The organism is Pseudomonas sp. 9_2_1 (genome assembly GCF_059295275.1).
Map to the genome: position 1 here is coordinate 1,924,720 of NZ_CM181239.1, position 23,010 is coordinate 1,947,729.

General features: G+C 65.5%; 17 protein-coding genes. 14 read left to right on the top strand and 3 right to left on the bottom strand.

The features are described from left to right. Positions 1–80: 80 nt before the first annotated feature. The 13 genes from AC5O5I_RS08600 (at position 81) to AC5O5I_RS08660 (ending at position 17,841) form a co-directional block, all read left to right on the top strand. On the top strand, positions 81–1,706 hold the full coding sequence (locus tag AC5O5I_RS08600; RefSeq protein ID WP_172286295.1) for a mechanosensitive ion channel family protein: 1,626 nt from the start codon (positions 81–83) through the stop codon (positions 1,704–1,706). Next, positions 1,703–3,388, top strand: a complete 1,686-nt coding sequence (gene aspT / locus AC5O5I_RS08605) for an aspartate-alanine antiporter (RefSeq protein WP_494512342.1) — start codon at positions 1,703–1,705, stop codon at positions 3,386–3,388. The genes AC5O5I_RS08600 and aspT overlap by 4 nt, the downstream gene beginning before the upstream one ends. 80 nt (positions 3,389–3,468) lie before the next feature. Next, positions 3,469–5,724 (top strand): tetratricopeptide repeat protein, encoded by a 2,256-nt coding sequence (locus AC5O5I_RS08610; protein ID WP_494512745.1) that lies wholly within the window; start codon positions 3,469–3,471, stop codon positions 5,722–5,724. Positions 5,725–5,791: 67 nt separating this feature from the next. After that, a complete protein-coding gene (locus AC5O5I_RS08615) occupies positions 5,792–6,766 on the top strand; it encodes an AAA family ATPase (RefSeq protein ID WP_172286298.1) in 975 nt (324 codons plus the stop codon). A gap of 10 nt (positions 6,767–6,776) precedes the next feature. Then, positions 6,777–7,727, top strand: a complete 951-nt coding sequence (locus tag AC5O5I_RS08620) for a DUF58 domain-containing protein (RefSeq protein WP_494512343.1) — start codon at positions 6,777–6,779, stop codon at positions 7,725–7,727. Further along, positions 7,724–8,218, top strand: a complete 495-nt coding sequence (locus tag AC5O5I_RS08625; RefSeq protein WP_494512344.1) for a DUF4381 domain-containing protein — start codon at positions 7,724–7,726, stop codon at positions 8,216–8,218. The genes AC5O5I_RS08620 and AC5O5I_RS08625 overlap by 4 nt, the downstream gene beginning before the upstream one ends. Then, positions 8,205–9,206 (top strand): vWA domain-containing protein, encoded by a 1,002-nt coding sequence (locus AC5O5I_RS08630; protein ID WP_494512345.1) that lies wholly within the window; start codon positions 8,205–8,207, stop codon positions 9,204–9,206. Before AC5O5I_RS08625 ends, AC5O5I_RS08630 begins: the two co-directional genes overlap by 14 nt. A gap of 2 nt (positions 9,207–9,208) precedes the next feature. Beyond that, positions 9,209–10,780, top strand: a complete 1,572-nt coding sequence (locus AC5O5I_RS08635) for a vWA domain-containing protein (RefSeq protein WP_494512346.1) — start codon at positions 9,209–9,211, stop codon at positions 10,778–10,780. Then, positions 10,777–12,108, top strand: a complete 1,332-nt coding sequence (locus AC5O5I_RS08640; RefSeq protein WP_494512347.1) for a hypothetical protein — start codon at positions 10,777–10,779, stop codon at positions 12,106–12,108. The genes AC5O5I_RS08635 and AC5O5I_RS08640 overlap by 4 nt, the downstream gene beginning before the upstream one ends. A 41-nt stretch (positions 12,109–12,149) precedes the next feature. Continuing rightward, positions 12,150–13,202, top strand: coding sequence for an HAD family hydrolase (locus AC5O5I_RS08645; protein WP_494512348.1), 1,053 nt, complete (start codon positions 12,150–12,152; stop codon positions 13,200–13,202). A 50-nt stretch (positions 13,203–13,252) separates the two neighbouring features. Next, on the top strand, positions 13,253–14,827 hold the full coding sequence (locus tag AC5O5I_RS08650) for an arylsulfatase (protein WP_172288242.1): 1,575 nt from the start codon (positions 13,253–13,255) through the stop codon (positions 14,825–14,827). 76 nt (positions 14,828–14,903) lie between these two features. Beyond that, the gene (locus AC5O5I_RS08655) at positions 14,904–17,447 is read left to right on the top strand and encodes a spermidine synthase (RefSeq protein ID WP_494512349.1); all 2,544 of its coding nucleotides are present in this window, start codon (positions 14,904–14,906) and stop codon (positions 17,445–17,447) included. Between the two features lie 142 nt (positions 17,448–17,589). Then, positions 17,590–17,841, top strand: coding sequence for a hypothetical protein (locus tag AC5O5I_RS08660; protein ID WP_494512350.1), 252 nt, complete (start codon positions 17,590–17,592; stop codon positions 17,839–17,841). 16 nt (positions 17,842–17,857) lie between these two features. Here AC5O5I_RS08660 and AC5O5I_RS08665 read toward each other — a convergent pair whose 3' ends face one another. The 3 genes from AC5O5I_RS08665 to AC5O5I_RS08675 all read right to left on the bottom strand — a co-directional run bounded on the left by AC5O5I_RS08665 (position 17,858) and on the right by AC5O5I_RS08675 (position 21,823). Then, positions 17,858–19,204 (bottom strand): OprD family outer membrane porin, encoded by a 1,347-nt coding sequence (locus tag AC5O5I_RS08665; RefSeq protein WP_172222154.1) that lies wholly within the window; start codon positions 19,202–19,204, stop codon positions 17,858–17,860. Positions 19,205–19,305: 101 nt separating this feature from the next. After that, positions 19,306–20,622, bottom strand: coding sequence for an MFS transporter (locus tag AC5O5I_RS08670; RefSeq protein WP_494512351.1), 1,317 nt, complete (start codon positions 20,620–20,622; stop codon positions 19,306–19,308). A gap of 25 nt (positions 20,623–20,647) precedes the next feature. Then, positions 20,648–21,823 carry a M20 aminoacylase family protein gene (locus AC5O5I_RS08675; RefSeq protein ID WP_494512352.1) on the bottom strand — a complete coding sequence of 392 codons (1,176 nt, stop codon included), beginning with the start codon at positions 21,821–21,823 and terminating at the stop codon, positions 20,648–20,650. A gap of 146 nt (positions 21,824–21,969) precedes the next feature. On the opposite strand from AC5O5I_RS08675, the gene AC5O5I_RS08680 reads away from it, so the two are divergent. After that, positions 21,970–22,920: a LysR family transcriptional regulator gene (locus tag AC5O5I_RS08680; protein WP_494512353.1), complete on the top strand. Its 951-nt coding sequence runs from the start codon at positions 21,970–21,972 to the stop codon at positions 22,918–22,920. The last annotated feature ends 90 nt before the right edge of the window (positions 22,921–23,010 follow it).

A 23,010-nucleotide genomic window follows, 5' to 3' on the forward strand; every position in this document is an offset into this window, starting at 1 on the left:
GTGTTAAGGGTGCTGTACTAGGCTGCTGATACGCTGGGCGCAGCACCGGCGGCAGGGTGATCAGAGGGAGCGCGTTGCACATGGGCAATCGGTTTTCCGCGTGGTTTGCATCACTGCTGCTTGCCTTCATCGTGCTGCCGCTGCAAGGGCTGGCTGTCGAGCAAGTGGCCACGATTACCGCAGAACCGGCGCAGCTGAAAGTCGGCAACCGCACCATCATCACCCTGCAGGCCACCCTGCTTGGCGAAACGCCAGCGGTGCGGGTGCAACGTGCTGAAGGGGTGATTCGCGAGATTCTGGATGAGAGCGACGCCAGCACGGTGAGTGTCGACGCCATTCAGGACAGCTACATGGTGCTGCTGGGCAATCGTCGCGCGTTCATCGTCTCGCCTCTGGACCTGGGTGCCACCGACGTTGGCGCCCGGCAGGCCGCCGAAGCGGCTGCGCAGCGCCTGCGGCAAGTGGTGGAGGAGTCCGGCCAGGCACGCAGCGTGCGCTTTCTGCTGATGGCCGCAGGCCTGAGTGGCGCGGCCACCGTGCTCTATCTGCTGTTGCTCAAGGGGGTGGGTTGGCTGCACCGCAAGGCGCTGTCATGGTTGCCCAAGCACATGCGCAAGCACACCAGCGCGCTACGTATCGGCCAGACGCCGTTGATGGACACCAGCAACCTGTTCCCGCTGGTGCGTCGCCTGCTGGCGCTGTTGCGCTGGTCGCTGGTGGCACTGCTGACCTATGAATGGCTGACCTTCGTGCTGCAGCGTTTTCCCTACACGCGCGCGTGGGGCGAAAGCCTCAACCAGTACCTCGTCGCGTTGCTGCGCCATGTGCTCGATGGTGTGATCGCGGCGATTCCCGGCATGGTCATCGCACTGCTGATCTTCTTTCTTGCGCGGGGCTTCAGCGCCTTCAGCAAGCGCCTGCTTGAACGCCTGGCTCGGCCCGGGACTATCTCCTGGCTCAACCAGGAAACGCTGCAACCCACCATGCGCCTCACCGCGCTGGCGATCTGGCTGTTCGCCCTCGCAATGGCCTACCCCTACCTGCCAGGGGCCGACACCGAGGCCTTCAAAGGGCTGTCGGTGCTGATCGGCCTGATGATTTCGCTGGGTGCCTCCAGCGTGGTCGGCCAGGCGGCGTCGGGGTTGATCCTTACCTACACGCGCACGCTGCGGCCCGGCGAGTTCGTGCGCATTGGCGAGCACGAGGGCACGGTGACCGAGGTGGGCATGTTCACCACCAGTATCCGCACCGGCCTTGGCGAGGTGCTGACGCTGCCCAATTCGATGATCACAGGTTCCGTGACCAAGAATTACTCACGGGTGGTGCAAGGGCAGGGGTATGTCGTCGATACCACGGTCACCATCGGTTACGACACGCCGTGGCGGCAAGTGGAGGCCATGCTGCTGGAGGCGGCCAGGCGCACCCCCGGCGTGGTTGAAGCCCCACCCGCACAGGTGTTCCAGACGGCGTTGTCGGATTTCTACCCCGAGTACCGCCTGGTGGCCCAGGCCGTGCCCAGCGAGCCCCGGCCACGCGCCGAACTGCTGACCGTGTTGCACGCCAATATTCAGGACGTGTTCAACGAGTACGGGGTGCAGATCATGTCGCCGCATTACCTTGGCGACCCCGAACAGGAAAAGCGCGTACCCCGCGAGCGCTGGTACATGGCCCCGGCCTCGGAGCAGCACAAGGATGCGCAGCCATGACCGAGTTCATCCTCCACGCCTTGCGCGGCAACCCGGAAATTGCCGTATTCCTCGCCATCGCCCTGGGTGTGCTGCTCGGTCGCCTGCACATTGGCAGCTTCCATCTGGGCTCGGTGGCGGGCGCATTGCTGGTGGGCCTGGCCATCGGCCAGGTCGGCGTGGACGTGCCGGTCGAGCTGAAATCGGTGTTCTTCGTGTTGTTCATCTATGCCGTGGGCTTCAAAAGCGGCCCGGAATTTTTCGGCAGCCTCAACCGTGGCACCCTGAAGCTGGTGGTGTTTTCCCTGGTGCTGTGCATGACAGCGCTCGGCAGCATCCTGCTGATGAACGTGGTCTACGGTTTCGATGCCGGGTTTACCGCAGGGCTTGGGGCCGGGGCGCTGACCGACACCGCAATCATGGGCACCGCCAGCAGCGCGATTGCGCATTTGAGCCTGGCAGACGCCGACAAGGCGCAACTCAACAGCCATATGGCGGTGGCCTATGCCATTACCTACCTGTTCGGCACTGTCGGCCTGATCGTGTTCGTCGGCACCATCGCGCCAAAGCTGCTGCGTATCGATGTGCGCGCTTCAGCCCGCGAGCTGGAAGCCGAGCTGGGCATCGACAATCAGGACGAAGTGCTGAGTATCCCGTACACCCGTATCGTCGTGCGTGCCCATCAGTTGCAGGCCGGGCAGCTGGTCGGCCGCAGCATCGCTGCCATCGAGCGCGACTTTCCGGCGTTGAGCGTCGAGCGGGTGGTGCGCGGCACGCAGGTGCTGGAGCGCGACCCCGCTTTGGTACTGGCGTCAGGCGATATCCTGGGCATTTACGCGCTGCGTGAGTCGGTTGCCGACCTCGCGTACCTGGTAGGCCCTGAGGTCGATGACCCGCGTTCGCTGTCGTTTCCCACGCGCACTGCCGACATCGTGCTTACCAACGCCGCGCTGCATGGCCATACGCTGCACCAGATCCGCACCCGCCTGGTCGGCGCCGGGCGCATGGGCTGTTTTATCGATGAAATCACCCGCCAAGGCCTGCCACTGCCGGCGTTGCCCAACACGGTGCTGCGCCGGGGCGACGTGATCACCCTGACCGGGCGCACCGCCAGCGTCGAGGCGCTGGCCGCTGAACTGGGCAGGATCCGTCAGCGCACCTACAAATCGGATATCGCCGTGCACGCGCTGGGTATGGTGCTGGGTGCGTTGCTTGGCATGCTGTCGACCCATATCGGCATGATCCCGATCGAACTGGGTGTGGGAGGTGGGGTGCTGCTGGTGGCGTTGCTGATCGGGTGGTACAACTCGCGCCATCCGGAAATCGGCGCCATGCCCGCCGCCGCGCAGTGGGCATTTTCCGAGTTCGGCCTGACGGCCTTCGGTGCAGTGGTGGGCTTGCTGGCCGGCCCCGCCGCCTTCGAGGCGATGCGCGAGCAAGGGCTGGCGTTGCTGCTTTCTGGCATGCTGGTGACGCTGCCGCCGCCGCTGGTCGCGTTGTACTTCGGCCGCTATGTATTGCGCCTGCACCCGATGATCCTGCTCGGCGCCCTGGCGGGCGCGCAGACCGAGGCAGCCTCGATGAACAAAGTCATCGAAATGTCCGGCAGCAACACCCCCGTGGTCGGCTTCACCGTGTGTTACGCGATCTCCAACGTACTGCTCGCCGTGTGCGGGCCGATCATCGTGTTCTTCGCAACTTGATCAGCACAGGGAGTTGCTCGATGACCTATGGTTGCGCGCCGGCCCTTTCGGGCTTTTTCAGGGCCTGGTTGCTGCTGTCGATGTTGCTGATGACCTTCAGCGCGCAGGCCGCGGAGGGCGCTTCACCTGCGCTGGCCGCAGACAGGGAAGGCTATGCCGATGCCGACACCTGCCAGGGCTGCCATGCCGGGCAGGCAGGCCTCTGGCAGCATTCCGACCACGCCTGGGCACTGCGCGAGCCCACTGCCGGCAACGTGCTGGGCAACTTCGACGATGTGCGTTACGACGCAGACGGCGTGCAGGCCCACTTCTACCGCAAGGGCGAGGGCTATTACGTCACCCTTGAAGGCGAGGATGGCAAACCGGCCGAATTCCAGGTTCGCTACACCTTCGGCCATGACCCGTTGCAACAGTACCTGGTGGAGCTTTCCCGGGGGCGTCTGCAAGCCCTGACCATCGCCTGGGACAGCCGCCCGCAGACGCAGGGTGGCCAGCGCTGGTTTTCGCTGTACCCAGGCCAGCGTTTCACCTCGGGTGACCCCCTGCACTGGACCGGCCGCTACCAGAACTGGAACGGCATGTGCGCCGACTGCCACTCCACCCGTCTGGCCAAGCACTACGACGACCGGCACGACAGCTTCGCCACCACCTGGCAGGAGCAGACCGTCGGGTGCCAGGCGTGTCACGGGCCGGGGCAGGCGCATGTGGACTGGGCCCGTGAACACTCGGCAGGCAAGCCCCCAGGCCAGGCCGGCAATGGCCTGGCGGTGAACTTCAAGGCACTGGGCAGCAAGGGCGTGGTGGAGCAGTGCGCCTATTGCCATAGCCGCCGCCAGGGCCTGGGCAGCGGCCAGTTGCCGGGGCATCCGCAGCTCGACCAGAGCCTGCCCGCAACCCTGCGCACGGGGCTCTACCACGCCGACGGGCAGATCGACGGCGAGGTCTACGAGTTCGGCTCGTTCGCCCAAAGCAAGATGTATGGCGCAGGGGTTACCTGCACCGACTGCCACGACCCGCATACCACCAAAGTGCGTATCGAAGGCAATGGCCTGTGCCTGCAATGCCACAACCCTCAGCCCGATACTGCACGCTTTTCCGGCCTGCAGGCCAAGGACTACGACAGCCCGGCGCACCACCATCACCCTGTCGGCTCGCCGGGGGCCCAATGCGTGAACTGCCACATGCCGAGCAAGACCTACATGGTGCTCGACCCGCGCCGCGACCACAGCATCCGTATCCCGCGCCCGGACCTTGCCGAGCAGACTGCCAGCCCCGACGCCTGCACGGCCTGCCACCAGGGCCAGCCCGCGGCATGGGCGGCCAAGGCCATCGACCAGTGGTTCGCCAGCCCGGCGCGCCCCAACCACTACGGGCAAACCTTCCACGCGGTGCAGCAGGACCCGGGCACCACCCTCAGCCGCTTGGGCTACCTGCTCGCCGACAAGGCCAACCCCGCCATCGTCCGTGCCACCGCTGCCGACCAACTGGCCGACCTGGGCCCCTCGGCCACCAGCAACCTGCGCTGGGCGCTGCAGGACAAGGAGCCGCTGGTGCGGGCCTACGCGGTGTCCGGCTTTACCAGTGTCGAACCACAGCAACGCATCCAGGCCTTGCTGCCCTTGCTGGCGGACCCGACCCGCGCCGTGCGTGACGAGACCGTGCGGGCCCTGGCCGACGTCGCGCCCGAGCAGCTGCCTGAGCAGCAGCGTGAAACCTTCAGCTCTTTGCTGGCCGACTATGAGCAGCGGCTGCGCGGCAACGCCGACCTGCCCGGTGGGCGCCTGAACCTGGCGGTGCTGCTGTCGCGACAGGGCCGCGACGAAGAGGCGATGAACGAATACCGCCAAGCCTTGCACATGGACCCGTATTTCGTACCGGCGCGGGTCAACCTGGTGACCCTGGCCAGTGCCGGGCAACGCCTGGACGAGGCCGAAGCATTGCTGCGCGAGGGCGTGGCGCTGCGCAACATGCCCGTCACCGACCGCGGCAACCTGGCCTACATGCTGGCGCTGCTGCTGGTCGAACGCGGCGATGCCGGGCAGGCGCTGGGCTGGCTGCAACAGGCGGCCGAGGCGTTGCCCGGCAACGCCCGTATCCACTACAACCAGGGCCTGTTGCTGTCGCGCATGAACCGCCGTGACGATGCGCTGCAAGCGCTACGCCAAGGCCTGCAGCAGTCACCGGGCGATGCCGACCTGCTGTACTCACTGATTTACCTGCACGCACTGGCCGGCGAACGCCAGCAGGCATTCGCTTACGTCAAGCGCATGCGCGAGGCGGCGCCGGACGACCCGCGGCTGCAGGCCATCGAGCCTTACTGGCGTCAAGCCGAGTAACGGTGTTTGCGCACTTGGGGCGGACAACTAGAGTTACAGGTTCATGGCGGTCGGGCGAGGAGGGATCGTGAACACTTACGAACACGTCATCGCGCTGCAAGCGGCAGTCGGGCAGAAGGTGCTGGGGCAGGCCGACACCATTCATCATGTGCTGCTCGGGCTTCTGGCCAACGGCCATGTCCTGCTCGAGAGCCTGCCCGGGCTGGCCAAGACGCGCACGGTCAAGGCCCTGGCCACGCACCTGGATGCGCAGATGCGGCGCATCCAGTTCACCCCCGACCTGCTGCCGTCCGACATCACCGGCGGGGAGATCCTGCAGCAGAGCGAACGCGGCAATGTCATCGAGTTCCAGCCCGGGCCGCTGTTCGGCAACGTCATTCTTGCCGACGAAATCAACCGGGCGCCGGCCAAGGTCCAGGCGGCGCTGCTCGAAGCCATGGAGGAGCGCCAGATCACCGTGGCCGGCAAAAGCTACCCGATGCCGGGCCTGTTCATGGTACTGGCCACACAGAATCCCATCGAGCAGGAGGGCACCTACCCGCTGCCCGAGGCGCAGATGGACCGCTTTCTGATGAAGCTGCAACTGGACTACCCAAGCCCCGACGATGAAACCCAGGTGTTGCGCCTGGTGCGGGCAGAGGACCAGGCGGCGCAGGGGCAGCAGGCCGCGCCGCAGCAGCTTGCCCAGGAGGTGATCTTTGCCGCGCGCCAGGAGATCGGCCAGGTGCACGTCAGCGAAGCGATCGACCGCTACCTGATCGGCCTGATCAACGCGACCCGCCATGGCGCCGAGCATGACCCGGACCTGGGCCGCTGGATCAAGATCGGCGCCAGCCCACGCGGTGGCATCAGCCTGGACCGGGTATCGCGTGCGCATGCCTGGCTCAGCGGCAGCGCTTTCGTCACCCCGGACGATGTGCGGGCAATCATCCACCCGGTCCTGCGCCACCGCCTGCAGCTGACCTACGACGCCATCAGCGATGGCGTGGGCGCCGACCAGGTCATCGACCGGCTGCTGGACAAAGTCGCCATACCTGCCTGAGGGCACGCTCATGCCAGTGACCACGCCGTCTGCCGACGGCCACGTCTACACCACCATGGCCCAGCTGATGGCCCTGGAGCCGCGTGCCCGGGGCCTGAGCTTCATTGCCCGCCAGCCGCTGTCGAGCATCCTTTCCGGCAACCATGCCTCGCGCTTGCGCGGCAGGGGCCTGAGCTTCGACGAGCTGCGCCGCTACCAGCCAGGCGATGATCTGCGGCATCTGGACTGGCGCGCCTCGCTGCGCCACGGCAAGCCGTTCGTGCGCAGTTTTACCGAAGAGCGCGACCGGCCAACGCTGGTGGTGGTGGACCAGCGCATGAGCATGTACTTCGGTTCGCAGCGCGACTTCAAGTCGGTGACTGCGGCGCACTTGGCGGCGCTGTGTGCGTGGATCGCCTTCCATGCCGGGGATCGGGTTGGCGGGCTGGTGATCGGCGCCGAGCGGGTCGAGCACATTGCGCCACTGCGCAGCCGCAGCCGGGTTCAGCTTTTTTTTACCGCGCTGGTGCGTGCCAACCATGCGCTGTCGGTGGCGGGTGCGGACCAGGAGCATGACCGGCTGCTCGATCAGGTCCTGCGCAATTGTATTGCCAGTGCAGGGCACGATCACCTGATTTGCCTGATCAGCGACTTTGCCGGTGTCAGCGAGCAGACCCTGGGCCTGCTGCGCCAGCTGCGCAGCCACAACGATGTCATCGCCCTGCAGGTGTACGACCCGATTGCCCTGCAACTGCCGGACCACGGCCGGTTGACCATCACCCAGGGTTCGGCGCAGGCCGAGCTGGAGGTGGGGCGCCGGCAGGTTCACCGGCCGTTGTCCGATTTCCTCAGCGGCCGCCTGCGCGACGTGGCCGACTTGCTGCGCCGCAGCCAGGTACCGCTGATGTTGATCAGCAGCGGTGATGACAGCCTTGAGCAATTGCGTCGCGAGCTGGGGCGCCTGAGTGAGGTTGCCCGATGAGCAGCGCCAAGGTTCCCGCCATCGACCAGTTGCAGGGGCTGGCGCCTGGCACCCCGCCATTCAGCTATGCGCCGCAGACCTGGGGCTGGGGCGTATTGCTGGGGCTGCTGGTGCTGGCCGTGCTGGTGTGGGCGGTACTGCGCTGGCGGCGCTGGCAGCGTGATCGCTACCGCCGCGAGGCATTGGCCCGGCTCGCCTGGCTGGAGCAGCAGGCCGGGCAGCAGCGGACGGCACTGCGCGAACTGCCCGAGCTGATCAAGCGTGTGGCGTTGTCGATGCCCTCGGCGCCCGCCGTCGGCGCCCTTGGCGGGCCGCATTGGCAGGCGTTTCTGCAAAAACAGACTGCGCAGCCGTTGCCGGCGCAGTTCGCCGCCCAACTGCAACTGCTGGCCTACGCACCCGACGCCCAGCTGCTGGCGCTGCAGGGTGCAGAGGTGCAGGCGTTGCTGGCCACCTGCCGGCACTGGATCCGCGATCATGTGGCAGTTTGACTACCCTTGGGTGTTCCTGCTGCTGCCGTTGGCGTGGCTGGGCTACCGGCGCCTGAGCCCGTATCACGAGGCGCGCAGCGCATTGCGGGTGCCATTTTTTGCGGCCATGAGCCGTGCGGTCGGCATGCCGGCCGGCAAGCGCGAGGGCAGCGGCGCACGCTGGCAACTGCTGCTCAACGTTGTGGTCTGGACGCTGTTGGTAGCGGCATGCGCGCGGCCGGTGCTGGTCGAGAAACCCCTCCAGCACCAGCAGCCGACCCGCGACCTCATGCTGGCCATCGATATCTCGCAGTCGATGCAGGCCACCGACTATACCGGCCCCGACGGCCAGCGCAGCGATCGCCTGACGGCGGTAAAGGCGGTGGTGCGCGACTTCATCGCCCGGCGCAAGGATGACCGTATCGGCCTGATCGTGTTCGGCACCGGTGCCTACCCGCAGGCCCCGCTGACCCTGGATCATGCCAGCCTGCTGATGTTGCTGGACGAAGTCGGCATCGGTATGGCCGGGCCGAACACGGCGCTGGGCGATGCCCTGGGGCTGACCATCAAGATGCTGCAGAAGGCCAAGGAGCAGGACAAGGTCTTGATCCTGCTCACCGATGGCAACGACACCGGCAGCGCCATCACCCCCGAGCATGCGGCGCGCCTGGCGCATGAGCATGGCATTGTGGTGCACACCATCGGCATTGGCGACCCTGCGGCAACCGGCGAGCAGAAGGTCGACCTTGAAGCATTGCGGCAGATCGCCCAGCTGACCGGCGGCAGGTTTTTCCGCGCCGACGACAGCCAGGCACTGCAGGTTGTGTACGAAACCCTGGACCAGATCACCCCGCACAAGGTCACCACCCTCAGCCATCAGCCCAAACGCGACTTGTTCATCTGGCCGTTGGGGGCAGGCCTGTGCCTGTTGCTGGCGGCGCACGTGCTGGCGTTGCTGGTGGCGAGCCGACAGTTGTCGACCTCGGCAGCGCCGGCGAAAGAGGGCTGACGATGGACATCGACCTCAGCGCCTTCCATTTCCTGCGCCCGCTGTGGTTGCTGGTGATCGTGCCGGGGCTAGCGGCACCGTGGCTGTGGCGGCGTCGCCACGACCTCAAACGCCAGCTGAAGGGGTTCATTGCGCCGCATCTGGTCGAGCACCTGCTGCTGCGCCCCGACGCCGATCAGCGTCTGCGCCCGGTGCATCTGTTGGCGGCCACGCTGGTCATCGGTGCGCTGGCCGCAGCTGGGCCGACCTGGCAGCAAGACACCCCGGCGTTTCTCGACAACCGTGCGCCGCTGATCCTCGCCGTCGACTTGTCGGCGTCGATGGACGCCGCCGATGTGCCCCCCAGCCGCCTGGCAGCGGCGCGGCATATGCTGCACGACCTGGTCCAGCGCCGGGGCGGCGCGCGCACGGCGCTGATCGCCTATGCCGGCAGTGCCCATCTGGTGCTGCCCGCCACCGACGACCCGGCATTGCTCGCCACCTTCATCGACGCGCTGAGTACCGACCTGCTGCCCCAGCCCGGCAAGGACGCCTTGGGCGTTGTCGAACTTGCCTTGGCCCTGCTCAAGGCCGAAAACAGCGCCGGGACCTTGCTGCTGATCACCGACGGTGCCGATGCCAGCCAGTTCGACGCGCTGGGCAAACGGCTGCACGGCAGCGACTTGCAAGTGCTGGTGCTGGCTGTGGGCAGTGGCGATGCAAGCGTCACGCGCACTGCCGACGGCACCACCGTCAAGGCCACGTTCGACGAGCAGGGCCTCAAGGGGCTGGCCGATGCCACGCATGCACCTTTGGGCAGCCTGACCCTGGATGACGACGACCTGGACTGGATCGAGCTGCACGCCCAGCGCCATTTCCAGGCCGTGAGCGGGGATGGGCAACCGGTGCACTGGAAGGACGCCGGTTACTGGTTGTGCTGGCCATTGCTGCTGGTCGCGCTGCTGTGTGTGCGCCGGGGGTGGCGGGTGAACTGGTTGGGCGTTGTGGCCGCGGCTGTGCTGCTGGGCGGCGCACCGAACCCGGCGCAGGCAGGCGCATTGCTCGATGCATTCTTCACCGCCAACCAGCAAGGGCGCTGGGCGTTCGAACACGCCCATTACGGCCAGGCCGCCGAGCGTTTCCACGACCCGTACTGGAAGGGTGTGTCCGCCTATGAAGCAGCCGATTTCACCGCCGCTGTCGCTTCACTGGCGGTGGTCGATACCGCACCTGCGCATTTCTACCGGGGCAACAGCCTGGTGCGTCTGTTCAAGTTCCCCGAGGCAATCGCCGCCTACCGCCAGGCACTGCGGGCCCGGCCCGACTTCGCCGAGGCCAAGGCCAACCTGGCGCTGGCCCAGGCCTTGCTGGCGGATTACCAGGACCAGCAGGCGCAGAGCCCACCCGACGAGAAGCCTGACAAGGTCGTCGAGGACCAGACTCCAAGCGCCGGCAGCAAACGCCAGGAAGTGGCCAAGGCCGCGTCCGATCAGCGCTGGCTGGATAACCTGGCAACCTCGCCGGGGCAGTTTCTCAAGCGCAAGTTCCAGATCCAGCAGGCGGCGCGTCAAACGCCGCAGGAGCAGCAACCATGAGCCGCTGTTGCCTGCTGTTGCTGCTGTTGCTGCTGTTACCTGCCTGGCTGCTGGCCGCTGAGCCTGAGGTGCGTCTCGAGCAGCGCCTGCTGCCAGGCGCCCAAGTGATCAGCGGTGCCACCCTTGAGTTGCAGGTGGACTTGCTGGTCGACACCTGGTTCACCGATGCCCCGCAGCTGGCCACGCTGTCGCTACCCGGCGCGGTGGTGAGCCCTCCGTCGGGCGAGGCGGAGCACCTGAACCAACAGATAGCGGGCAAACCTTTCTTCGGCCTGCGTTTCACCTACCGGATCACCCCGCAAGCCAGCGGGCGGTTCCAGGTGCCGGCGCTGGCATTCACGGTCCACCCCGGGCAGGCCAGTGCACCGGTTACGCTCAGCAGCCAGCCCCTGGAATTCGTCGTCAAAGGTGCGCCGACGGCCGCCGCTGCCGGCGCACAGGCCGACCCGCTGCTGGTGGCCACCGGCGTCACCTTTACCCAAAAGATTTCGCCTTCGCACGACCCGCTACGCCAGGGCGACAGCATCACCCGCACGCTGCGTGTTGTCGCCCAGGGCAGCGAGGCGATGCTGATGCCTGCCACACCGATGGCCCAGGTCGATGGGCTCAAGCGCTATGTTGCGCCCGCCAGCGTCAAGCCACTGACCGATGGCCGCGGGGGGACCACCGGCGGGGTCCGCGAAGACACCGTAAGCTACGTGGTCAGCGCCCCCGGGCATTACCGTCTGCCTGCCGTCAAGCTGCATTGGCGCGATGCCACCAGCGCCGAGCTGCACACCCTCAGTGTGCCGGCTGTCGATTTCGAGGCCACCCAGGGTGGCTACAAGGCGCCGTTTTCGATCAGCGACGATCTGCGCGAGCTCGGCCAGCGCGGGCGGGTGAGCATTGCCGGGCACTCGCTTGGCCTTGCTGCGGTCGGGCTGCTGTTGGCGGTTGCAGGATGGGCGCTGCGGGCCAAGGGTGGCACCGTCCTGCAGTATCTGCGCGCCTGGCGTGCGCAGCGTAAACGACGTTGGCTGGCGTCAGCGGAGTACGCCTGGCGACAGGCGCGTCAACAATGCAGCCAGCAACCGCCACGGCTCGATGCCCTTTATCTGTGGGTTCGACGCGCAACTGGTGCAACGACGCTAAGCTGCCTGGCGGAACATTTTTCAAGCGCATCCGAAAATCGTTTGCTAGCCTTTTTCAGCACGCGTTACGGCAGTGCGACCCGCGCTTCGCCTACGGTTGACATTGAGCAGTTGCTACCCCGGCAGACCCGCATGCACATTCAGCAGCACCACATGATAAAGCCCCGGCGCCATGGGTTGAAACCGTTGAACCCATAGGTTGGTGCAAGCAGGCTTGCGCCACACGGCAAGGAGGTTCCATGCGCACGTCACATGCTCACTACGGCTGGGTACAGGCGGTGTTTTGCCTGCTGCTGATCGTGCCGATGCTGGCGCAGGCCGATGACGATCCGCTGCCGTCCTGGCGTGATGGGCCCTCGCGCCAGGCCATCGAAGCATTTGTCGAGGCGGTGACCGAGCAGGGTGGCAAGGACTATGTGCCAACCGCTGAGCGCATCGCCGTATTCGACAACGACGGCACCCTCTGGAGCGAACAGCCGTTGTACTTCGAGGTGCTGTTCGCCATGGATGAGGTCAAGCGCCTGGCGCCGCAGCACCCGCAATGGCGAACCGAGCAGCCGTTCAAGGCGGTGCTGGAAAACGATCACAAGGCGTTGGCCGCGCAAGGCATGGACGGGGTGCTGAAGATCGTCGCCGCCACCCATGCGCAGATGAGCACCGAGGCCTTCATTGCCCGCAGCCGCAGCTGGCTGGGCAGCGCCAGGCACCCCGCCACGGGCAGGCTTTACACCGAAATGGTCTTTCAGCCCATGCTGGAGCTGCTGGCCTACCTGCGCAGTCGGGGCTTTCGTACCTACATCGTCTCCGGCGGTGAAGTGGCCTTCATGCGGGCGTTCGCCGAGAAGGTCTATGGCATTCCCCCCGAGCAGGTCATCGGCACCACCCTGGCGGCCGAGTTTCGCGATGCCGATAGCCAGTTGACGATACAGCGCCTGCCCAAGGTGACCCACAACGATGATGGCCCAGGCAAGCCGGTCAGTATCGATGCGGTGATCGGCCGCAGGCCGATCCTGGCGTTCGGCAATTCCGACGGTGACCTGCAGATGTTGCAGTGGACAACCGCAGGACCGGGCAGGCGCTTCGCCGGCCTGGTGCACCACACCGATGCCGGCCGGGAGTGGGCATATGATCGGCAGAGCAGCATCGGGCGGCTGGACAAGGCGCTCGACGCGGCGCTGGCAAACGGCTGGACGGTCGTCGACATGGCTAAGGAGTGGCGCCGCGTCTACCCGTTCGAGACGGCTTCACCCTCAGGTACCGCAGGCGCACAACAATCAGTCAGCATTCGGTAAGTGCACGTAGTCGTGGACGTTCGCAAGTAACGTTAACGGAGAGCGTACTCATGAAGTCCAGAAGCGCATGGTTATCGGCCATCGCCCTCGCCACATCGGCGGCTTTAGGGGCGGGCATGGCCGCAGCGGCGGAAAAACCGAACATATTGGTGATCTTCGGCGACGACGTCGGGCAAACCAACATCAGTGCCTATGCCAAGGGCGTGGTCGGCTATCAGACGCCGAATATCGACCGCATCGCCAAGGAAGGCATGATGTTCACCGATTATTACGCTGAAAACAGCTGTACGGCAGGGCGTTCCACCTTCATCACCGGGCAGGTGGCCAAGCGTACCGGCCTGTCCAAGGTCGGCATGCCCGGCGTGCCGGTGGGCCTGCAGGCGCGGGATGTGACTATTGCCCAAGCCCTCAAGGCCCAAGGTTACGCCACCGGCCAGTTCGGCAAGAACCACTTGGGCGACCGCGATGAATTTCTGCCCACCAATCACGGTTTCGACGAGTTTTTCGGCAACCTCTACCACCTTAATGCCGAGGAAGAACCGGAGCGGCCGTATTGGCCCAAGGACGACACCGAGTTCACCAAGGCGACCACCCCGCGCGGGGTGATCAAGTCCAGCGCCGACGGCAAGATCGAAGACACCGGCGCGCTGAACAGCAAGCGCATGGAAACCATCGACGACGAAACCACCCAGGCGGCGATCAACTTCATCGAGAAGCAGGCCAAGGCCGACAAGCCGTTCTTCGTCTGGATGAACACCACGCGCATGCATGCGTTTACCCATGTTCGCGAGGCAATGAAGGGGCAAAGCGGTATGGTCGGCAACGAGTATGCCGACGGCATGCTCGAGCATGACGGCGACGTCGGCAAGCTGCTCAAGGCCCTTGATGACCTGAAGATCACCGACAATACCATCGTCGTCTACACCACCGATAACGGGCCGAACCAGTGGTCCTGGCCAGACGCAGCGACCACGCCCTTCCGTAACGAGAAGAACTCGAACTGGGAGGGCGCCTACCGGGTCCCGGCGATGGTGCGCTGGCCAGGCAAGATCAAGGCCGACTCGGTGAGCACGCAAATGTTCTCCGGGCTCGACTGGTTCCCGACGCTGCTGGCGGTTGCCGGTGATCCCGACATCAAGGACCGCTTGCTCAAAGGCGCTGATGTGGGAGGCAAGAACTTCAAGGTGCACCTGGATGGCTACAACCAGCTGGACTACCTGACAGGCAAGGCCGACAAGAGCGCGCGCAACGAGTTCTATTACTTCAACGATGACGGTGAGCTGGTGGCCATGCGCTACAACGACTGGAAGGTGGTGTATTGCGAGCAGCGTGCGCCGGGTGGATTTGCGGTGTGGAGCGAGCCATTCACCTGCCTGCGCGCCCCCAAACTGTTCAACCTGCGCATGGACCCCTTCGAGCGCGCCGATATCGTGTCGGACCAGTACTACGATTGGCTGACCAAAAACGACTACCTGTTCTTCCAGGTTACCCAGAAGGCCGCCAAATTCCTGCAGACCTTCGTGGACTACCCACCGAGCCAACGGCCTGCCAGCTTCAGCATCGACCAGATCCAGTCCGATGTGGACAAGAAGATCGAAGAGAAGATGAAGTCGCAGTCGCAGTGATTGCCTGACCGGCGCCCGCTACCCAGCGGGCGCCTTGTTTTCGCAACGGCAGGTGTTTACCTGCCAAGGTCCCTCAATGACTTCATCGGTAAAAGCTTCGGCGCTGGCCGCTACTGCGCGTATCGATGGCGGCGCACCTGTGCGGGCGCCGCTGGCCCTGGCGATCCCGGCCGGCCTGTTATTCCTTTCAGGCGGTGCGGCGCTGGTTTACCAGGTGTTGTGGATCAAGCAACTGTCGCTGGTGGTGGGCGTGGAAGTGCATGCCGTTACCACTGGCATCAGCGCATTCTTTGCCGGCTTGGCGCTGGGCGGGCTGGTGTTTGGCCGCCTGGCCGATCGCCTGCGGCGGCCGATCAGGCTGTACGCAGTGCTGGAATTGCTGGTGGCACTGCTGGGTGTCGCCACCACCCTGGCCATGGCCGGTTCCGCCGGGTTGTTTGCCCGCTTGGAGGACCAGGTCGGGGTATTGGCCTGGTGCCTGCCCTTCGTACTGGTCGGGCTGCCGGCAACGCTCATGGGCGCGACATTGCCGGTACTGGTGCGCGCACTCAAGCCCGCCGAGGGTCAGTTGGCACACGCCAGTGGGCGTCTGTATGCCGCCAACACGGCAGGCGGCATCTGCGGCACGCTGCTGGCGGCGTTCGTGCTGTTGCCTGCCTTGGGCGTGACCGGTAGCGCCATGGCTGCCGCCGCGCTCAACCTGATGGCGGCGCTTGGCGCGTTGGCGGTGCGCTGCGCCGGGCAGCCAGCGCTCGCCCGCCCCCTGCCAGGCGCTGCAGTGCGCAGCCCGCAGGCACGGCTGGCGGTGGCCCTGTATTGCCTGGCGGGCGGTGTCGCGCTGGGCTACGAGGTGGTCTGGAGCCAGTCGATCGTACCGTTCATGAGCACCCGCACCTATGCCTTTGCGCTGGTGCTGGCAACCTACCTGTGCGGTTTGGTGGCGGGCAGTGCGCTGTACGCTCGGCGTGCCGACCGCCTGCGTGACCCTTGGGGCATGTTCGGCCTGCTGATCGCCTGTGCCGGCCTGCTCGCGCTGCTGCAGGTGGCGGGTCTTGGGCGCTGGCTGGTCAGCGCGCAAAGCCAGGTGGAGTTGCTGGTGCTGCAGGTCACCGGCAATGCCTTGGCCGGCATGTGCGCACGTTTCGCCGTCGCTGCCGTGTGCGTGGTGTTGCTGCCGACCACGCTATTGGGCGCGGCCTTCCCGCTGGCCATGCGCCTGGCAGTAGACCATGCCCACCTGGGCCGTGATGTCGGCCAGGTGCTTGCGCTCAATACCCTGGGTGGCATCGCTGGGGTAATGCTGACCGGTTTCGTGCTGGTGCCCGGGGTCGGCCTGGTGCGCACCCTTGCCGTGCTCGCGGCCATTGCGGCAGTGATCGGCCTGCTTGCCGTATGGCGGGGGAATGCGGTGCGCCGGCGCAACGCGGTGGCCGTGCTGGGTGTGGCCGTGGTAACCGTGCTCACCGGCCTGCTTGCGCCGCCGTCACGGCTGGCCGAATTGCTGCCGGGCGCGCGCAATGGCCAGCTCACCTACTACCGCGAAGGCAAAGGCGCGACGGTGGCCGTGGTCAACCAGGGCCAGCCAGGCCGCAGCTTCAACCGGCTGTATATCCAGGGCGTGTCGAATACCGGCGATGCCATGCCGTCGCTGCGCTACATGCGCTTGCAGGCGTTGTTGCCGCTGTTGATCCATACCCGGCAACCGCGCTCGGCGCTGGTCATCGGTTTCGGCACTGGCATCACCGTTGGCGCCATGCTCCGTTACCCAGGGCTGGAGCGGCCGGTGGTGGCCGAACTGCTGCCCGAAGTGCTGCAGGCAGCGCCGCTGTTCAAGGGCAATTTCGCTGCGCTCGAGGACCCGCGCCTGGACGTGCGCCTGCGCGATGGCCGTCGCGAGTTGCTGCGCAGCACCGAGCGCTACGACCTGGTAACGCTGGAGCCGCCACCGCCGTCGGCAGCAGGGGTGGTCAACCTGTACTCCCGCGACTTCTACCGCTTGGCGGCAGCCCGCCTGGAGCCCGGCGGGCTGGTGGCGCAGTGGTTGCCGTTGCCGACCCAGAACGATGAGGACAGCCAGTCGCTGGTGCGCAGCTTCATCGACGTATTCCCGCATGCATCGCTGTGGACCACCGAGTTCCACGAGATGCTGCTGGTCGGCTCGCTGCAGCCAATGCCGTTGAACGTGCCGCGCATTGCCGAGCGCTTTGCCCTGCCTGGGGTGGCAGCGGCCCTGGCCGAGGTGGGCATCGCTTCGCCACAGGCCCTGCTGGCCACCTGGATCACCGACAGGACAGGACTGGAGCTTTATGCGGGTGCGGCGCCAGCGGTCACCGATGACCAACCGCGCATCGAGTACTCGGCGTGGGTGCGCCCGCGCGAAATCACCCGCGTGCTGCCGGCATTGCTGGCGTTGCGCCAGGCCCCGCCGTTGCTCGATGCCAGCCCGGCCTTCGTAGCGGCGGTGGGTGACCAATGGCGCACGTTGCAACGGTTCTACAGCTTGAGCCTGCATGCCTACAACGGCAACCGCGAAGCCTGGGCGCGCGAAGCCAGGGAGCTGGCCCGCAGTGATGGCGACAACCCGTATTACCGCTGGTTTCTAGGGGGACCTGCGCAATAGTCGTTAGCAGCGATGGCTCGTCACTGACGCTGCCAACCAGGTCGACATGGGTACCGGGGCGCACGTTGCGGCCCTGGGTCCGCGGCGCCGACCCCGGGTTCAACCTTGATGTCGCTGTCGGGCTTTGTCCCTGCACTACCTCATGGCAGACCGCGGTTTCGATCACATGCAGGCGCTCGGCGACGATGAGGACCTGAGGCTGCAATGCGCCGACCGCCGCCTGGTGAATGCTGTCGGGTTGAGGCGCCAGCGTCTGTATGAAACCGGCAGTGTGGGTGATATCGCCAAGGCGGTGGGCGCGTCCGAGCGCGAGTTGTCCGGGCTGTTCAAGGAGTACCTGCACCTGCCGCCAGCCGAGTACTGGCGGCAGTTTCGCCTGAAGGCGGCGTACTGAAGCTGATAAGCCCGCGTCAGAATTTCAACGGGTATTCGACGATCACGCGCACTTCGTTGATATCCGGCAGATCGACTTGCGCTTGCTGGTTGCCACGGTAGTTGGCCATGCGCGTGCGTATGGAAAGGTCACGGATCGGACCTTGCTGCACCACGTAGCGCAGTTCGAGGTTCAGCTCGTGCCATTTGGCACCGTCATACGCCCCATAGCTGGACAGCGCACCACCGGCATAGTGCTGGCCCGCACGCCAGTGCTGGTCGTTGGCCTCGCTGCCAGTAATGTAGCGGGTCATGAAGTTCAGGCCAGGGATGCCGTAGCCCGCCAGATCGAGGTCGTAGCGTACCTGGCGGGACTTCATTCCAGGGGCATTGAAGTCGGAAATCTGCACCGAGTTGGCCAGGTCGATTGACAGGCCGCCGACATAGTCGAAAGGGGTGTCGCCGTCGATCTGCTGGTAGGCCAGGGTGATGCGGTGGGCACCCTGACGCCAGGCGCCTGCCAGGCTCCAGCTGGTGTTGGCTACCGCCCCGGACAGGGCGCGCCCGGTGTCGTCAGTGCGGTACAGCTGCAGGTCGAGGTTGAGTCCACTTCCTGTTGAAAACGCCACATCCTGGTTGATGTTGAGGTAGTTCTGCAGCCAGTTGTCCTTGGCGCGGGCGTGGAACAGCTTGACGCCCAGCGTGTCGTTGACCTGGTAGGTTGCACCGGCAAAATCCAGGCTGCGCACTTCGACGTCGGAGTAGCGGGTGCGCAGGCTGTCGTCGGCGTTACTCGAGGTGAAATCACGATAGGCGGTGAAGTGGCCCGCTTCTAACAGCAGGTCGGGCACCGCAGCATTGCGCAGATAGAAACCGCTGGCCATTTCCGGCAGCAGACGGCTGTCGGCGGTAGTGAACACCGGGGTCGAGGTACGCATCTCGCCCCACTTCAGTTCACTGCCAAGCGCCCGGGCTTTCAGCGCGGCGCCAGTGTGGGTGTAGTGGTCCGCCACCTCGGCGTTGCGCTGACGGTCATGGCTGACCGGCAACAGCAGGGTACCCGTACGTCCAGGGCCGCTGTCGAGCTTCAGGCCGAGTTGGGTGTGGGCATCGACTCCCAGGCCGAAGATGCCTTGGGTGAAGCCTGAGGTGAGGCCGAGCATCACCCCGTGTGCCCATTCCTCGCGGTAGCCCTTGCGAGCTTGGGCGGGGCGCGCAGCGTTGTTGCCCTGGCCGTTGCTGGCGTGGTTGCGCAAGTCGCGGTTGAAATAGAAGTTGCGGTTGCGCAGCTCCAGCTGGCTGCCCTCGATCACGCCCTGGCTGTCAGCCATGGCATCGGTGGCCAGCAGGGCGGTGCACAGCAGTGTGGCATGGCGATGGAGCATGAATGTTCACCTGTTGTTTTTGTTCTGGGCGCGGTGGTGCCCTGCGAGCAGAAAACCCGCGAGCACCGAAAAAGGGGAGGGCTCGTCCGTGAGCCGGGTAATCAGTCGAGCTCTTTACCAGCGGTTTCCGGTGCCAGCTTCAGGCCGACCAGCGACAGCAGGATGGCCGCGATGATGTAGAAGGCGGGTGCATTCAGGTTGCCTGTAAGGCTGACCAGCCCGGCGGCGAACAGCTGGGCGAAGCCGCCGAACAAGGCCACGCCGATGCAGTACGCCAGTGACATGCCGCTGGCGCGGATACGGGTGGGGAACAGCTCCGGCAGGATCGCCAGGTTGGGCACGATGGTGTAGGTCAGCGGGATGCTCAACAGACACACGACTGTTAGCAACACCGCCAGGCTGGGGTGTTGGTTGAGCATCAGGAAGGCCGGATAGATCGCCACCAGTAGCACCGGCAATGGCCAGAAGATCGCTTTGCGCCGACCAATACGGTCACTCAAGCGCCCGGCATGGGCCGATAGCAGCAGCGGCGGCAGGCAGGCGACGATGGCCGCCCAGGTTCCACTTGACAGCGGCATGCCCAGCACTCCAATGGCATGGTTGGCCAGATAGAACTGAATGGTGTAGATCGGCACGGTCGCGCCGATCACCAGCAACACACCTGCCAGCATCTGCCGTGGGTGCTGCATCAGCATGGCCAGCTGCTTGCCTTGCGAGACCGAGGCGTGGCTTCGCGTAGTCTGGCGGTGGGCAAGTGTTTCTTCGAGGCGATGGCGGATGTACTCGCTGACCGGGATGGCCAGGATGCCCATGGCGAATATCACTCGCCAGCCCCAGCTGTCCATGGCTGCCGGGCTGAGCACGCTGCTCAGCAGGGTGACCATCAATGCACCCAGGCAGATCCCCAGGCTCTGGCTGAAAGTCTGCCAGCTGCAGTAGTAGCCCCGCGAGTGCTTGTCGGCGTATTCCATCAGCATGGTGGTCGAGGTGCCGATCTGCCCGCCGACTGCAAAGCCTTGCAGCAGCCTTGCGGCAATGACCACCGCCGGGCCGATCAAGCCTGCCTGGGCATAGGTCGGTGCGAGCGTAAACATCAGCGAGCCGATCGCCATCAGCCACAGGGTCAGGCGCATGGCTGCCTTGCGCCCGACGCGGTCGGCATACAGGCCGATCACCAGGCCACCCAGCGGGCGCATGACAAAGCCGGTGCCGAACACCGCCAGCGACAGCATCAAAGGGATCAGCGGGTGGTCACTGAACGGGAAGAACAGCCTGGCCATGAGCGTCGCCAGCAGGCTGTAGACCAGGAAGTCGTAGAACTCCAGGGCATTGCCCACGCAGATCGCGGCGATCGCCCGGCGCTTGCCGGGTTGTGGGGCGGTGGTTTCGATGGCGAAGTCTGTTGTTTTTGTTGTCATCGTTGTTGCTCTCTTGCGGTGGCGGTCAGGCCAGGAAGCGCTGCGCCAGTCGCACCCAGAAGGTCGCGCCCAGGGGCAGTGCCAGGTCGTTGAAGTCGTAGCCAGGGTTGTGTACTTCACAGCTGCCGCTGCCTTCGCCATTGCCGATCAACAAGTAGCAACCCGGCGCTTGCTCCAGCCAGAAGGCAAAGTCGTCACTGGCGCAGATCGGTTTCTGGCCCGCTGCCAGGCCTTCCTCGCCCAGCCAGTCACGTATCACCTGTTCGGCCAGCTGGCTGGCCTGCGTGGTGTTGACCAGTACGGGGTAGCCTTCGCCGAAGCTCACCTCGGCGCTGGCGCCGTAGCTCTGCGCATGGTGCTCGGCCAAGGCCTGGATGCGCTGGCGCAGCAACTGGCGGACGCTGGCATCGAGTGCGCGCACGCTCAGGCGCAGCTCGGCCTGGCCGGGTATGACATTGGCAGCATCGCCTGCAATAAAGGCACCCACGGTGATGATCGCGGTTGCGCTGGGGGGTACGTTGCGCGAGACGATGGTCTGCAGTGCCAGCACCAGCGAAGCGCCTACCACGATCGGGTCGATCGCCCGGTCCGGCATCGCGCCGTGGCCGCCGTTGCCGTGGAGAACGATGGTGACGCTGTCGGTGGAAGCCATGCGCGGCCCGGCGAGCACGCCGAACTGGCCAACGGGCATGCCGGGCGAGTTGTGCAGGGCGTAGATGGCGTCGCAGGGAAAGCGCGCGAACACGCCTTCATCCAGCATGCGCTTGGCGCCGGAGCCTCCATGGCCTTCCTCGGCGGGCTGGAAGAACAGGTGCAATGTGCCTCGCCAATGGCGCTCCCGGGCCAGTTCGCACGCAGCGGCCAGCAGCATTGCGGTATGCCCGTCATGGCCGCACGCATGCATCTTGCCGGGCACCTTGCTGGCCCACGGCTGCCCGCTCTGTTCTGTGATTGGCAAGGCGTCCAGCTCCGCGCGCAGGCCGAGCGTGGGGCCCTGGCCATTGCGCAGGGTGGCAATCACGGCGGTGCCGGCCATGCCTTGATCAACCTCGTAACCCCATTCGCGCAGGTGACTGGCTACGCGGGCGCTGGTGGCGAATTCTTCGAAGCCCAGTTCGGGCTGGCGGTGGATAGCCCGGCGCAGTTCGACCATGGCCGGGGTGATGGCGGCGATGCCGGGGGCGATGCAGGGTATAGGCATATTGTTCTTTCCTGGTCTGCGAGGCGACACTGCGCTGCCCGTTGGCGGCCTTGGCCTCGTGCTCTACCCTAGCGCCGGTGTTGACGGTGCATAAGCCGCAAAAATGTTGTCATGACGACCCTTGGTGTTCAGGCAGGAGACTTTTCGTGAAGCTGCATCAGCTACAGGCCTTGCTCGCCGTGGCCGACCACGGTGGCATCCGTTCGGCCGCCCGGGCCCTGGATCTGTCCCAGGCCGCTATCACCCGCGCCCTGCGTGAACTGGAAGAGGAGCAAGGCTTGGCCTTGCTGGCCCGGCATGCCGGCGGCGCGCGCCTGACCCCGGCTGGGCTGACCCTGCTGCCGCACGCGCGGCAGATCGCCAGCCAGCTGGAAAAGGCCCAGCGTGACTTGGCCAGCCTGCGCGGGGAGGCGCCAAGCCGTCTTTGTGTGGGGATTACCCCTTGGTTCGGGCAGACGCTGCTGGGTGCGGCCCTGCAAGCGTTTCGCCAGCAAATGCCGGCGGTCCAGCTGGAACTGTACGAAGGTTTGCAGGCCGTCAGCCTGGCACTGTTGCGCATTGGTCAGATGCAGTTCGCCCTTGGCCCGGCGAGTGGCCTGCCGGGGCAGGAGTTCAGCCATCGGGTATTGGCCCACTATCCCATGCGGGTGGTGGCGCGCATCGACCATCCCTTGCAGGCAGCCCACTCGCTTGAACAGTTGCTGGAGCAGGACTGGGTGATGAACTTCACCCAGGCGGGCCAGCATGCGCTGATACATCAACTGTTTGGCCGCCACGGTTTGAGTATCGAACCGGGGCGCATCGTCTGTGCGCAGTCCAGCGCGATGCTCAGCAGCCTGATCGTAGACGGCGGCCTGTTGGGGTACTCGCCCGAGCCGATGCTGCTGTGCGAGCCGTTGCGCGGCAGGGCACGGGCACTGAGCCTTGACCAGCCGCTGGAGCCGGGTGACATCAGCGTGATCCACCTGCGCGACCAGGCGCTGGACCCGGCTGCGCAGTGCCTGGTGCGTTGCCTGGAGCAAGTGCTGAAAGCGTGCTGCCGCTCGTGCGATGGCGGCGATCGGCGCTTGGCTGACATGCTCAGGCTGAGTTTCTGAGAAAGTGCGGACAACGGCTGACAGCTATCGGGCTGCGTTTAACCCGCGTTCCTTTATCCAAATGCCGAGGTCGCGGCTTGAATGACATCG